Consider the following 13,615-nt stretch of genomic DNA (forward strand, 5'->3'; position numbering starts at 1 on the left):
TTATACAGGAAAAGATAAAGAATTTTTTATACTAGTGACATCATTAAAGCAAGTAAGATTATTCCTTTTTTAGTCAAATTCTTGTGGTTTGATAAATTTATTGATTAATTATTATAAATAAAGATTGAAAAGCTTTAAGAAGGGTATAATTTTAAATAAGAGACTTGGAGCTCTTGTCAATTAAGATAATGAGCAAGTGAGCTCGTTAAGTTAAAGATGAGCTGAGGTAAAGTTTACCTGCTCATCTTTTTCTATTTGGAGGCTAAATATATGAAAAAAATATTATTAACAGGCGCTTCGGGATATATCGGTAGTCACTTAATGAATAAATTAAAAGATAACTATGAAATTATAGCTATTTCTAGAAATATAGAAAATAAATCAAATGAACACAATGTTACTTGGAAGGCAGCTGACTTGTTTGATTTAAATGAAATCACTGAGGTAATGGAGGATATTGATATCGCTATATATCTTGTCCATTCTATGATGCCTTCAGCTAAGTTGACGCAGGCGAGCTTTGAAGATATGGATGCATTATTAGCTGATAATTTTGCTAAAGCCGCAAGTTATAACAAAGTTCAGCATATTGTATTTATGAGTGGTTTGATACCTAATACAAATGAATTATCACCACATTTAAGAAGCCGTTTAGAATGCGAACAGATTTTAGGATCATATGGTGTACCAGTAAGTACTTTAAGAGCGGGTTTGATTATAGGCTCTAAAGGAAGTTCTTACCCTATATTAAAAAAATTAGTGGATAGATTACCTGGCCTGTTACTGCCAAAATGGGCTTATAATACAACATTGCCAGTTGCAATAGACGACGTGATTGACGGTTTATATAAAATTGTAGAGCGTAATCCAAATGAGAACGAATCGATAGATATTGGTGGACCTAGTCATATGACTTATAAAGATCTATTCAAGCAAACTGCAGAGGTACTAGATAAACGATTACCTACGATAGATTTGCCTATTATTCCCATTTGGCTAAGTAAATATTGGGTGAAACTTATTTCAGGTGTTCCAAAAGAAATGGTCTATCCGTTAATGGATAGCTTAATTCATGATATGATTAGAAATGATGAAAATATTGTGAAAGACATTTCTATAGGCAAGATTGATTATAAGGAAAGTGTGCGTAATGCCTTGGAAGAAGAAACTAAGACACAAAAGAAAGGGAAGTCATCACGTAAGGGCGATATTAAAGATGTTAGAGCAATATCAAGGGTAGTCTTACCTAAAGATGTAAATATGATTCAATTGGCAGAATCATATGCAAATTTTTTAAATAGAATTACATTAAATGTCGTTAATAGTGATTTTAACGAAGATAACTTTACGATTAGTGTGCCGTGTTTAAATAAGGACTTACTATTATTAAGTAAAGATTTTAAAGCTTCTAATAATGAGAGAATTTTATATCGAATTGTTGGTGGAGATTTCGCTTTAGATTCAGATGGTGGTAATGCGAGATTAGAGTTTAGAAGATTACCTAATAGTGACGCATGTATCATAGCGTTACAAGAATATGAACCGACGTTACCTTGGTGGGTATATAAGTATACCCAAGCAAAAGTTCATAAAAGTGTAATGAATCTTTTTAAATTCAAGATTAATAGCCAAAAAACTAATAAAGGAGAATACTTTAATATGAAGAAGTTTATTTTGCCAATTGTTATTACAGGTGCAATTGTTTTGAAAGTATATGGAGTGAAAAAGTATTTAGCTAGAAAAAATAACATGTCCAATGCCGAATTGTAACGGCTAAAATAAAGGCTAGTTACTTTTACAAAAAAGAGGGGATCAACTATGAAAGCAAACGAGATAATTAAAACAATTATAAAAGTTATAACACCAATTACAGGTGGTAAATTTATAGGGAAATTTGCAGTGAAAAACGCGAGAAAAGATTATAAAAATAATGTTAAACCACCTTTTTCACCACCCGGCTATGTCTTTCCAATTGTGTGGCCAATACTTTATACAACGATGGGCGTAGCTTATGCATTAGTGACTAATAAATCTACTAGTAAGGCTTTGAAAGGTGCTTATTACTCACAATTAAGCCTGAATTATCTATGGTCGATATTATACTTCAAATATAAATTACGCTTTAGTGCGTTGATAGAGAGTGTTGTATTACTGGGCGCAGTAGTTACAACAACTGTAAAATTTTTCAATGTAAAAAAAGTTGCTGGCATTTTACTAGTTCCATATATGCTCTGGAGCGCTTTTGCTACTTATTTAACAGCTGGTAATTGGTATTTAAATAAAGATAACCCAAGCTATACAGCGAAATCTGAGCATTAAATTGATGAAAAAGATTATATATATTGCGCTATATTGGTTTATAGTTCAAATGATTATTGCTCAACTTGGTACTCGTATTAGATATAAGTTCTTAGAAAAAGATAATAAGTATTTTCGAAGTTGGAATATTGAACAAGAGGGTCAATTATGGCAACAATTAGTTAAAGTGCAATATTGGAAAGATTATTTGCCAGACGGTCAAAATCTTAACCCTAATATCAATAGTAAAGCGACTTTCGATTTATCTAAAAATATGAATGATATACAGCGATTTATATTAGAAACTAGACGTGCAGAGGTGGTTCATCTGCTATCCATATTTCCTGTTATTGCGTTTTTTAAAGCGTCAAAAAGCGTTAAAATAATTAATTTTATATATGTCATTATAGCTAATGTGCCTTGTATGATTGTTCAGCGCTATAATCGCCCTAAGTTAATACGTATTTATAATAAATTACAAAAAAGAAAAGGTGATTAAATGGGAAATAAGAAAGTGGTTGTCATAGGAGGTGGCTTGGGAGGGATTGCCAGTGCAATTTGTATGGCTCAAGCAGGCTATCAAGTGGATTTATATGAACAAAATAAGCATATCGGTGGAAAGGTAAATAGGTTAGACATAGATGACTATGGATTTGATCTCGGTCCATCAATTTTAACCATGCCTAAAGTATTTCAACGCCTATTTCAACGATGTGATGAAAGGCTAGAAGATTATGTTAGCATTCGTAAGTTAAGTTTACAGATTAGAAACGTTTATCCAGATGGCCAAATTTTAGATTTATATGAATCCATGGAAGATATGTTAACAAATAATGAATCGTTAACAAATAAGGATATAGAGCAACTTTCTTCGTTTTTTAGTTACGCACAAAAGATACATCAAGTGGCTGAAAAAAGCTACTTTGATAAGGGGTTAGATACGATGTATGCAATCATTCGTTATCATGGTCCATTTTCAGCTTTAAAACAATTCGACTATTTTCACACAATGCAACAAGCCATTAATAAAAGGGTGGATAACCCTTATTTAAGAGAAATGCTAGGTTATTTCATAAAATATGTCGGCTCCTCATCTTATGATGCTCCGGCTGTATTGAGTTTATTGCCTCAAATGCAACATGAGGCAGGTTTGTGGTACGTAGATGGTGGCATTCATAAGTTAGCGGAAGCGATGGAACAATTAGCGAGAAAATTAGGTGTGGGCATACATTTTAACACCCCTGTAAAACGTATCAATTATAATAGTCAAAATAAGGTGACAGGGATAACAATAGAAAGTAATAAGGAAATATATGCAGATTACATTATATCTAATATGGAAGTAATCCCTGTTTATAAGTATTTATTGAATTTTGATGAAAACAAAATAAACAAATTGGAACGTAAATTTGAGCCAGCTAGTTCAGGTTATGTCATGCATCTTGGTGTGGACAAAAGTTATCCAGAGCTTCAACATCATAACTTTTTCTTTTCAAGTAATTCTAAAGTTAATTATGATCAAGTTTTTCACCAGTATATTTTGCCTGAAGATCCGACTATTTATGTAGTGAATACAAATAAAACAGATAAGACACAGGCGCCAGAGGGACACGAGAATATAAAAATATTGCCACACATACCGTACATTCAGAGTAAGTCATTTAGTGAAGCAGAATATCTGCAATTCCAAGAACGTATATTGGATAAATTAGAGTCCATGGGCTTGAAAGATTTGAGAAAGCACATTGTATATGAAGACGTATGGACACCACATGATATAGAAAATACATACAATTCTAATAAAGGAGCTATATATGGCGTAGTATCCAATAAGAAGAAAAATAAAGGTTTTAAATTTCCTAAAAAAAGTCAGTACTTCAAAAATTTGTACTTTGTAGGTGGTTCTGTAAATCCTGGCGCTGGTATGCCTATGGTTACTTTGAGTGGTATGCAAGTAGCAGAAGCTATTATTAATGGAGAAAGTAGTTGAGGCTGAATGATACTTTATATAATAGCAATAGTATTGACGATACTATCACTAATAAGTGGAATGTGTATGTATGCGCGTCGAGCGATTATAAATAACTCCGAAAAAGGAAGAGGTCAGACAGCCGTCAGTGTTATTGTACCTGCTAGAAATGAAGCGGAGAACTTACCTAAATTACTTAACAGTATAAGTAAAGAGCAAGAAATAGAAGTAATTGTTATGGATGATGGTTCAACTGATGAGACACAAGTTGTCGCTAGATATTATGGTGCGAGCGTATATACTGTTGAAAATGATACTACATGGCAAGGTAAGTCACATGCTTGTTGGCAAGGTAGCAAATATGCAACGCATGATTTATTAATGTTTGTTGATGCTGATGTTCAGTTTGCTTGTGATGATAGTATTCAAAATATAGCCAATCAATATGATTTACAAGGTGGTAAAGGTTTGTTGTCAATACAACCTTATCACAAGATAAAAAAGCTATATGAAAATATATCGGCGATTTTTAATTTAATGACAATCGTAGGTATGAATCAATTTTCAATCACGAAATCAGCAAATAATGAGCAAGGCGCGTTTGGACCAGTCCTTGTGACAAATAAGCAAGATTATAAATTGACACAAGGACATTTGAAAGCTAAAAATCAAATCATTGAAGGCTTTGCAATAAGTAAAGCATATAATCAGCAAGGTTTGCCAGTTAGTTTGCATGAAGGCCAAGGCGTAGTGAATTTTAGAATGTATTCTCAAGGATATAAAGCGCTATTAGAGGGTTGGAGTAAACACTTTGCACTTGGTTCTCAAGTAACTAAAAAGTCTACGCTTACGTTTGTATTTTTATGGCTATTTGGTTCACTTACAACAGTTTTAGCGATAATTTTTTCAATTAATTTAGGCTCGTTATATACATTATTAGCTATTACTCTATATTTTATATATGCGATACAATTTCATATATTTATTCGAAGAACAGGAAATTTTAATATCGTTGCGAGTTTATGTCATCCACTGCTCTTCATATGCTTTGTCGTGATATTTTTTAAATCATGGTTAGATATCAATGTATTCAAACGTATATATTGGAAAGGCCGTAGAATAGATTTATAGCTTAGTTTTTTATACAAATGTCAAGAAGTTCTAGGCTTACTGAGGAGGCCAATAAATGAATCAATTAGAGAGAGATTATAACCATTGTCACAATATAATGAAAGAACATTCAAAAACGTTCTCATATGCCTTTGATTTTTTGGATTTAAAAAGGAAAAAAGCAATTTGGGCTATTTATGCAGTTTGCAGAATTATAGATGACAGTATTGATAAATACAAAGACCTTGAGCAATTAAACGGCATAGCTAGAGATTTAGATGTGATTTATAGCGATTGTGATTATATTCAAGCGTATCAAAGTGATGCAGCTATTATGAATGCTTTAAGTAATACATTGAATACATATTCAATACCTAAAAAACCTTTTGAATCTTTAATTCAATATGTGAAGGAAGATTTAGTTTTAAAAGAAATGAAAACTGATTCAGATTTATATGAGTATTGCTATGGTGTGGCAGGTACTGTCGGTGAATTGTTAACTCCTATATTAACTTCATCAAATGAAAATAATTTCGAGCAAGCTGAAGAAGCTGCGATTGCTTTAGGCAAGGCAATGCAAATAACTAATATTTTAAGAGATGTCGGCGAAGATTTTCAAAATGGAAGAATTTATCTAAGTGTAGAAAAATTAGCTCAATATCGAGTTAATCTACATTCTATATATTATGAAGGAGTTACGCCAAATTATATAGAACTGTGGGAAAGTTACGCTACAGAGTCAGTTAGGTTATATGATATTGCATTAAACGGTATTAATTATTTTGACGAAGAGGTACGTTACATTATCGAATTAGCTGCGATAGCTTATCATGAAATACTTGTGGAAGTAAGGAAGGCAAACTATACGTTGCATAAGAAAGTATATGTAAGCAAATTGAAAAAAATGAAAATTTATCGTGGACTTAGTGCGAAATATAATAGGAGTGAAACATTATGAAGATTGCAGTTATAGGCGGCGGTGTTTCAGGTTTAGCTGCAGCTTCAAGATTAGCAGCAAACGGTCACCAAGTAGATTTATATGAAAAGAACCAACAAATAGGTGGCAGAATGAATCAGATCAAGCAAGATGGATTTACATTTGATATGGGACCAACCATCGTAATGATGCCTGAGATTTATCGAGACGTTTTTAATTACGCTCAAAAAAATATGAATGATTACTTGGAAATTAAACAATTATCACATATATATGATGTTTATTTTAGTGAAACAGATCAAATTCGCGTTCCTACAGATCTTGCTCAATTAAGAAATATGCTTGAAGGTATTGAACCTAACTCTACATATGGTTTTATGTCCTTTTTAACAGATATATACGAAAGATACGAAATAGCACGAAAATATTTTCTAGAACGTACGTTTAGGAAACCTACGGATTTTTATAATCCTTTTACTATATATCAGGGTATGAAACTCAAAACATTTGATAAAGCAGATAATTTAATTGAAAAATATGTTGATAATGAAAAAATCCAAAAGATTTTAGCGTTTCAAACATTATATATAGGTATCGACCCTAAACGAAGCCCGTCATTGTATTCAATTATACCCATGATAGAGTTAATGTTTGGCGTTCACTTTATAAAAGGTGGTATGTATAGCTTTGTCAGAGCGCTTCAAACGCTAAATGAAGAATTAGGTACTCAAATTTATACCAACGCAAACGTTGAAGAAATTATCATTGATAGTAGGTATAAGCGTGCGGAGGGACTAAAAGTAAACGGACATATAGAAAAGTATGACAAAATAATTTGTACTGCTGATTTTCCATATGCTACTTCATCTTTAATTAAAAATGAACATCATCCTAAGAAGTATACGACACAGAAAATTGATAATATGGACTATTCTTGCTCAGCCTTTTTAATGTACATAGGGGTTGATAAAGATTTATCTGAAGATATCTTGTTACATAATGTTATATTTTCAAAGGATTTTGATAATAATATCAATGAAATATTTTCCGGGGAAATATCCCAAGATCCATCAATATATGTATACGCTCCTAGTGTGGAAGATCAGTCGTTAGCGCCAGAAGGTCAAACAGGTATTTATGTGCTGATGCCCGTTTCAGAATTGAAAACAGGTGATACGGATTGGTCTGATGAGTCAACAATCATACAAGTGAAAGATATTATTTACAATAAGCTTTCTACGATTAAAGCGTTAAAAGATTTGAAAAAGCAAGTTGTGACAGAAATTATTTATACGCCTAAGGATTTTGAAGGAGATTATAATGCTAAATTTGGAGCAGCCTTTGGTTTAATGCCTACTTTAGCGCAAAGTAACTATTACAGACCGCCTAATGTGAGCAGAGATTACAAAAATTTGTATTTTGCTGGAGCTAGTGTTCATCCAGGGGCAGGAGTGCCAATTGTACTGACGAGTGCTAAAATTACAGTTGATGCTATGTTAGAAGATATTAATAATGGTATATAAAAAACGGGAGTGGGACAGAAATCAAATTTTCTAATATAGATTTCGTAGTCCCACCCCGGCAAGGGTGACTAGGATTGAAAAAAGCTTGATATAATCGCATTTTCAATTCAGTCACCTACTGCCAAATTGAAAACGAGCCTGAGACATCTATTTATGTCCTAGGCTCGCCTTTTTAACTAATCGAACGTAATGGTTTGTGGTGCGTCTAATTTTTTATCGTTCATAATTTTTATGGATTTTGGTATTACTTTAATTACACACAAGTTTGGATCATCCTTAGAGTCAAAAAAGGACTTATCTTGTTTGTTCCAAATCCAATCAATAGTCTCTTGATCTTTCAGTATTTCAACATTAGCATCAATTTCTAGAAAACTACGATTATTCGTTTCATCGTAACCTATAAGTACGTGAGCTTTGGGATTATCTTTAAATTCAGCAATTTTTTTAGACTCAATGCTTGTCTTAGTATAAAGTGTGTGTCCATCATTATAAAATACCATGTATCTACTATTAGGTGTATTGTTATGTGCAGTAGATAGGACACCTATTTTTGATGTATTTAATATATTTTCAATTTCATTTTGTAATTGTTTGTTATTCATAATTTAATCACCTCTGATAATAATATACCCTGAAGTTGCCTATAATATGTAAGGTATTAAAATTTATTTTATTTTTTAGTGAATTATACAAAAGTTAAAACGGGTATATGATTGAAAACACAATCTTAAGTTAAAGGACAATTATAAAGTGAATTTGTATGAAACAAGCTGGGAGGCAATAAAATGCATTTAGGAGTCATACTTAACAGAGTTTTTAGAACGAAAGATAATCCACTTTTTCAATATATAGTGAAGCATCAAAATGAGATAAATAAATTGTATTTTATCTTACCTTTAGAAGATTTAACTGACGCATCAGAAGTAAAACGTGACTATTACTATAAAGTTGTAAAAGGATTTGTAAATGCTTTAGATAAGCATGATTTACAACCTTATATTGTCACATACGAAAAGCTAGGTGAATTAGCAGAAACATTGGCGTTATCTCACGTATTAGTAGCAAAAGATATTATGAGTTATCACAAAGAAATATATGACTATCCTCATGTAAAAAAGGCTTTTGAAAATCACCAAGTTACAGTAATTGGACAGCGCGTGAATCATTATTTTGAGCCAACAAAGACTTTTAATAAACAGCAACAGCCTTATAAAGTATTTACTAGTTTTTATAAAGCAAATCGTCAGGACTTAGTACACACCCCTAAAAAAAGTTATCAATTTAAGCAGTTGTCTCAAATTGCGGAAAAGGGTTCAAATCAAAGTGACTTAAAATTTGAAAATAATAAAGATATAGAAAAGTTAGCGCGTAAAGCTTGGGATGATTTTTTAAATGGTGACATAGCTCATTATGATAAATTGACTGACGATGTGTCGCAGGATTTTGTAAGTGGATTAGGTAAATATTTAGCATATGGACTACTCGATATTCGTGAAATTATAAATGATTTACTTGAAGATTATGAGAGCGATGAAAAAAATTTTGAAGCTTTTATAAGAGAGGTTCTATTCCGTGAATTTTATTATGTGTTAATGACACAGTATTCAGAAACGGCAACTAAATCTTTTTCTGAAAAATATCGAAACATGCAATGGTCGTATAATAAAACACATTTTGAAGTATGGAAAAAAGGTCAAACTGGTTACCCAATCGTTGATGCTGCAATGAAGAAGCTGAATCGTACAGGATATATGCATAATCGCTTACGAATGGTCGTATCACAATTTTTAACGAAAAATTTATTTATTGATTGGACTTGGGGGGAGGAGTACTTTAGACAGTATTTGATAGATTATGATAATGCATCTAATGTACATGGATGGCAGTGGTCAGCATCAACTGGAACAGATGCAGTGCCTTATTTCAGAATGTTTAATCCTATACGTCAAAGTGAGCGTTTTGATGCGCAAGGGTATTTTATTAAAACACAGCTAGAAATATTTAATGATGTGAGCAGTAAATACATTCATGATCCAACTAAATATAAAGACAAGTTACAAGAAATTTATCATATTGAAATTGGAAAAGATTATCCACAGACTATCGTGAATCATAAAAATAGTAGAGATTATGTTATGGATAAATTTAAGCAATTTTGACATATCATCCAATAAAAAGGAGTGATTCATTTGTTGAAAAATGAAATACATCGTATTTATTTAGAAAAAAATAATAATGAGGTAACTATTAATAGATTTAATGTGACATATCACTATACTATATTAGAACAAATTAATGATTTGCCACAATATGGTTATGCAGTTTTAAACCATTTATATGCTAATCCTGGTTTAGAGGCAGACTTCGAGCGTGTGTTCTTAAATAGAGATAAACATCTAGAGAATACTGAAGGGTTTGAAAATCTATTATTTCTAAAGCCACATAGTACACATGAACATCATGTTATCATTACGTTTTGGCAAGACGAAGCAGCTTACAAACATTGGCAAGAGTCTCAGGAATATAAAGCATCCCATAAAAATAGAGGAACCAAGCAAGGTGCTGATAAATCTATTGTAAACAGAAACCTATCATTTAATATTAGTTTAGAATTTAAATAACATAATTTTTGAATTAAATGATATTTCTGCAAACATATAGGCGAGTTATTTAAATACTAACTTGCCTATTTTTTAAGCGATATAAAAATTTTAGCAAAATCACTGATAAGCAGAGCCCTATAATAAATAAACTAAAAAAATCGTCCAATTTAAATATTTAAATTGGACGATTTTTTATGTTAAATCATAAAAGATACTTTAATCTCAGAGGAATGATTTATGATTCCTAAATTTTCCATATTATTTATTTTACCAATAGGTGTATATTTGATATTAGTTTTAAAATCTTTATAAAAGATAACTGTCTAGTTATCTTGGTATAACATGATGTCCCCTTGTTAATTTGTTCCATAAACTGAGGATTTGTTGAAAAATTTTGAGAAAAATTATGATATTTTTCATTATTATTTATTTCTTTCATCGTTAGTTCCATTGGAAAAAGGTTTTCGATTTCAATTGCAGTTGGGTTATCAAAAAAATTTGCAGTAAATGTTGTATCTTCAATAGTCATTTTAACTGTGTTCAATGTATTAACTCCCTTCTTTTACCATGGTTGATTAGTTGGTCCAACAGTAAATTCATTGATATTCGTGTTTTCAGGTTGATTTATAGCAAATGCTACAATTTCTGCGATACTGTCAGGAGATATTTGGTATTCATCATACATTGCTTCAGTACTAGAAGCAGTAGATTGATCTGTAATGGTATTTAATAATTCTGTTTTAATTGCAGCTGGGTAAATCGTAGCTGTTCTGATATTATTTTTTTCTTGAGCAGATTCCATACGTAATACTTCCATTAAATCACGAACTGCCCATTTTGTGGCACCATAGACAGCACCACCTGGATAAGCTTTTAATCCTGCCACAGATGAAGTAGCAATAACATGTCCTGACTGTTGTTTTATAAATTCAGGTAAAGCAGCTTCAATTCCATTTAAAACACCTTTAATATTTACAACAACCATGTCATGCCATTCATCAGATTTTAATTTTGAAAGTGGAGAATTAGGCATCAAACCAGCATTTAAAAATATAACGTCAATGCTTCCATATTGTGCTTTAGCTTTATTGACTAGGTTTTTGTTATCTTCGATGTTTGTTACATTGGTTACGGCATAAATTGCCTCCCCACCAGATTTTTTAATTTCATCTACGATTGTTTTCAATTTATCTTCTCTTCTAGCACAAAGTACGAGTTTTGCGCCCTTTTGTGCTAAAAGTTTAGCGGTAGCTTCACCAATACCACTTGAAGCTCCAGTAATAACGACTACTTTATTTTTAATTGCCATTTGATAATTCCCCTATCTTGAAAAATTTTATAAATTAATAACACCTAAACTTAATTTTTCACACGTTATTTATTGGTTTAAAGCATAGTTGCATAAATTGCTTGTAAGTTATTTAATTTCCTTTATAACTTTGGCTGGGTTACCGCCAACTACTGTGTTAGCAGGAACATCTTTAGTGACTAAAGCATTTGCACCAACGATGGCATTTTCTCCTACTGTAACACCAGGTAGTATTGTAGCAGCGGCACCTATCCAAGCATTTCTTTTAATTGTGATTGGTTTGACGATAAGGCTTCTTCTTTGTTTAGGATCTTGGGGATGGTTCACAGTTAGCAAGTTAGCACGTGGTCCAATTAACACATGATCTTCTAAAGTGATGCCTCCTAAATCAGTAAACATAGCATTACTATTAATAAAAACATGCTTTCCAAGAGAAATATGCTTTCCAAAATCCGTATATAAAGGTAAGTTGATGCCTACACTTGAATCAATTTCTTGTCCGATAATTTGGGACAATAATGTTAGCGTGTCAGTGTGATTATGATATGAAGTATTGAGTTTTAATACTAATTTAGCATTTGTATCAACAATTTCATGAATTTGTTTGAAGACGGGTTCGTCTTCTTCGACAACTCTATCCCAAATATTTTCGATTAGTACATGATTAAACAACAAAATTTCCTCCAATTAAAGTTTTAAGAATGATTACACTTATAATGGTATAATGCTACTATGAATATTACAAATACCTATATTGGATGCTTTTTTATACTTTTTAAGCATAGGAGGCTGGATATGGAAAATAGAGTATTGCGTTATTTTTTAGCAGTTGTAGCAGAGGGGAATATAAGTGCTGCTGCAAAGTTATTACACATAACACAACCGACACTGTCGAGACAAATTAAGGATTTAGAAGAAGAGCTATCTGTAACATTATTTAATAGAAAAGGTAAATATTTAGAATTAACAAGGGAAGGACATTATTTAGCAAGTAAAGCACGAGACATTATTAATTTAGTAGATAAAACTACTTCAAATATTACGCATAAAGAGGTTTTTGGGGAAGTTCATATAGGTATGGCGGAATCAAGTAGTATCAAGCCGATTGCAAGAGCGATAAAAGCATTGAAAAAAGAGTATAACCAAATTATTTTTGATACGTTTAGTGGAAATGCTGAACAAATTTTAGAAAAAATTAATGATGGAATCATAGATTTCGGTGTAATTATAGAGCCAATCAATAAAGTTGATTATGATTCAATAGCATTAAATAGGACAGATGTCTGGGGGGTACTGACAAAGCATGATTCAGAATTTAAAGATATGGATAAAATAAGTGCAGAATCAATCATTAACAAACCATTAATTATATCAAGGCAACAAGGTGTAAAAAAAATGATTTTAAATGAATTGGATCTTGAAGATGTACAATTAAATGTAGTAGCTAAATACAATTTACTTTATAATGCTTCCATTATGGTGGAAGAAGGTGTAGGTCATGCTTTATGCCTCGGAGGTATTGTAAATACTCATAATACATCACTTAGATTTGTACCATTTCAACAAAATATCAAATCAAGTTTAAGTGTAGTTTGGAAAAAAGAGAAGCCTTTATCTATATCAGCACAGTTATTTTTAAATCAACTAAAAGAAATTTTAAAAGGTGAAAAATAAAACCGCATCACTACCCGATAAGCAGAAGCATATCATAAATGATGCGGTTTTTTCTTGAAAAATTTAATCAGATATTAGAATCCTTTAATTTATTTGAAAATCAGAAGTGAGTAACAAGGGCAAGTGAAATAGTTAGTGAAATAATTGGAGTTATAGGAATTTATTGAGACATATGAAGATGCGAGGCATTTA

The 13,615-nt window shown here is 31.7% G+C and carries 14 protein-coding genes; 10 read left to right on the plus strand and 4 right to left on the minus strand.

All coding sequences use genetic code 11. The features are described from left to right. Positions 1-270 precede the first annotated feature (270 nt). The 7 genes from KA814_RS09325 (at position 271) to KA814_RS09355 (ending at position 7,837) form a co-directional block, all read left to right on the plus strand. Entirely contained in the window at positions 271-1,770 is a 1,500-nt protein-coding gene (locus KA814_RS09325; protein WP_075100233.1) for an NAD-dependent epimerase/dehydratase family protein, read from the plus strand. Between the two features lie 48 nt (positions 1,771-1,818). Beyond that, positions 1,819-2,319 (plus strand): TspO/MBR family protein, encoded by a 501-nt coding sequence (locus KA814_RS09330; protein ID WP_002467556.1) that lies wholly within the window; start codon positions 1,819-1,821, stop codon positions 2,317-2,319. Between the two features lie 4 nt (positions 2,320-2,323). After that, positions 2,324-2,797, plus strand: coding sequence for a glycosyl-4,4'-diaponeurosporenoate acyltransferase CrtO family protein (locus tag KA814_RS09335; protein WP_075100234.1), 474 nt, complete (start codon positions 2,324-2,326; stop codon positions 2,795-2,797). Continuing rightward, positions 2,798-4,288 (plus strand): phytoene desaturase family protein, encoded by a 1,491-nt coding sequence (locus tag KA814_RS09340; protein ID WP_210122726.1) that lies wholly within the window; start codon positions 2,798-2,800, stop codon positions 4,286-4,288. 66 nt (positions 4,289-4,354) lie between these two features. Then, positions 4,355-5,398 carry a glycosyltransferase family 2 protein gene (locus KA814_RS09345; protein ID WP_075100236.1) on the plus strand — a complete coding sequence of 348 codons (1,044 nt, stop codon included), beginning with the start codon at positions 4,355-4,357 and terminating at the stop codon, positions 5,396-5,398. Between the two features lie 55 nt (positions 5,399-5,453). Beyond that, a complete protein-coding gene (locus KA814_RS09350; protein WP_075100237.1) occupies positions 5,454-6,335 on the plus strand; it encodes a phytoene/squalene synthase family protein in 882 nt (293 codons plus the stop codon). Continuing rightward, on the plus strand, positions 6,332-7,837 hold the full coding sequence (locus tag KA814_RS09355; RefSeq protein WP_069821804.1) for a phytoene desaturase family protein: 1,506 nt from the start codon (positions 6,332-6,334) through the stop codon (positions 7,835-7,837). Before KA814_RS09350 ends, KA814_RS09355 begins: the two co-directional genes overlap by 4 nt. Positions 7,838-8,013: 176 nt before the next feature. On the opposite strand, the gene KA814_RS09360 is transcribed toward KA814_RS09355, so the two are convergent. Continuing rightward, entirely contained in the window at positions 8,014-8,439 is a 426-nt protein-coding gene (locus tag KA814_RS09360) for a pyridoxamine 5'-phosphate oxidase family protein (RefSeq protein WP_041080228.1), read from the minus strand. A 183-nt stretch (positions 8,440-8,622) separates the two neighbouring features. Between KA814_RS09360 and KA814_RS09365 the strand changes: the two genes are divergently transcribed. Then, positions 8,623-9,996, plus strand: coding sequence for a cryptochrome/photolyase family protein (locus KA814_RS09365; protein ID WP_075100238.1), 1,374 nt, complete (start codon positions 8,623-8,625; stop codon positions 9,994-9,996). 21 nt (positions 9,997-10,017) lie between these two features. Then, on the plus strand, positions 10,018-10,458 hold the full coding sequence (locus tag KA814_RS09370; RefSeq protein WP_232160188.1) for an antibiotic biosynthesis monooxygenase family protein: 441 nt from the start codon (positions 10,018-10,020) through the stop codon (positions 10,456-10,458). A 244-nt stretch (positions 10,459-10,702) separates the two neighbouring features. Here the strand turns inward: KA814_RS09370 and KA814_RS09380 are convergent, their stop codons facing one another. The 3 genes from KA814_RS09380 to KA814_RS13635 form a co-directional block, all read right to left on the minus strand. Continuing rightward, positions 10,703-10,984: a cyclophilin-like fold protein gene (locus KA814_RS09380; RefSeq protein ID WP_210122727.1), complete on the minus strand. Its 282-nt coding sequence runs from the start codon at positions 10,982-10,984 to the stop codon at positions 10,703-10,705. Positions 10,985-11,002: 18 nt separating this feature from the next. Then, the gene (locus tag KA814_RS09385; protein ID WP_210122728.1) at positions 11,003-11,749 is read right to left on the minus strand and encodes an SDR family oxidoreductase; all 747 of its coding nucleotides are present in this window, start codon (positions 11,747-11,749) and stop codon (positions 11,003-11,005) included. Positions 11,750-11,857: 108 nt separating this feature from the next. After that, a complete protein-coding gene (locus KA814_RS13635; protein WP_245335668.1) occupies positions 11,858-12,421 on the minus strand; it encodes a sugar O-acetyltransferase in 564 nt (187 codons plus the stop codon). Positions 12,422-12,544: 123 nt separating this feature from the next. Between KA814_RS13635 and KA814_RS09395 the strand changes: the two genes are divergently transcribed. Then, the gene (locus tag KA814_RS09395; protein WP_210122729.1) at positions 12,545-13,423 is read left to right on the plus strand and encodes a LysR family transcriptional regulator; all 879 of its coding nucleotides are present in this window, start codon (positions 12,545-12,547) and stop codon (positions 13,421-13,423) included. The last annotated feature ends 192 nt before the right edge of the window (positions 13,424-13,615 follow it).

The sequence above is a fragment of the Staphylococcus sp. GDY8P196P genome (assembly GCF_017891705.1).
In the GTDB taxonomy this organism is placed as follows: domain Bacteria; phylum Bacillota; class Bacilli; order Staphylococcales; family Staphylococcaceae; genus Staphylococcus; species Staphylococcus ureilyticus.

Excerpts from the sequence above, each read along its gene's own strand:
- KA814_RS09335 (WP_075100234.1), top strand. The coding sequence starts at position 2,324 with ATGAAAAAGATTATATATATTGCGCTATATTGGTTTATAGTTCAAATG.
- KA814_RS09385 (WP_210122728.1), bottom strand. The coding sequence starts at position 11,749 with ATGGCAATTAAAAATAAAGTAGTCGTTATTACTGGAGCTTCAAGTGGT.
- KA814_RS09355 (WP_069821804.1), top strand. The coding sequence starts at position 6,332 with ATGAAGATTGCAGTTATAGGCGGCGGTGTTTCAGGTTTAGCTGCAGCT.
- KA814_RS09395 (WP_210122729.1), top strand. The coding sequence starts at position 12,545 with ATGGAAAATAGAGTATTGCGTTATTTTTTAGCAGTTGTAGCAGAGGGG.
- KA814_RS09350 (WP_075100237.1), top strand. The coding sequence starts at position 5,454 with ATGAATCAATTAGAGAGAGATTATAACCATTGTCACAATATAATGAAA.
- KA814_RS09325 (WP_075100233.1), top strand. The coding sequence starts at position 271 with ATGAAAAAAATATTATTAACAGGCGCTTCGGGATATATCGGTAGTCAC.
- KA814_RS09340 (WP_210122726.1), top strand. The coding sequence starts at position 2,798 with ATGGGAAATAAGAAAGTGGTTGTCATAGGAGGTGGCTTGGGAGGGATT.
- KA814_RS09330 (WP_002467556.1), top strand. The coding sequence starts at position 1,819 with ATGAAAGCAAACGAGATAATTAAAACAATTATAAAAGTTATAACACCA.
- KA814_RS09345 (WP_075100236.1), top strand. The coding sequence starts at position 4,355 with ATGTATGCGCGTCGAGCGATTATAAATAACTCCGAAAAAGGAAGAGGT.
- KA814_RS09365 (WP_075100238.1), top strand. The coding sequence starts at position 8,623 with ATGCATTTAGGAGTCATACTTAACAGAGTTTTTAGAACGAAAGATAAT.
- KA814_RS09360 (WP_041080228.1), bottom strand. The coding sequence starts at position 8,439 with ATGAATAACAAACAATTACAAAATGAAATTGAAAATATATTAAATACA.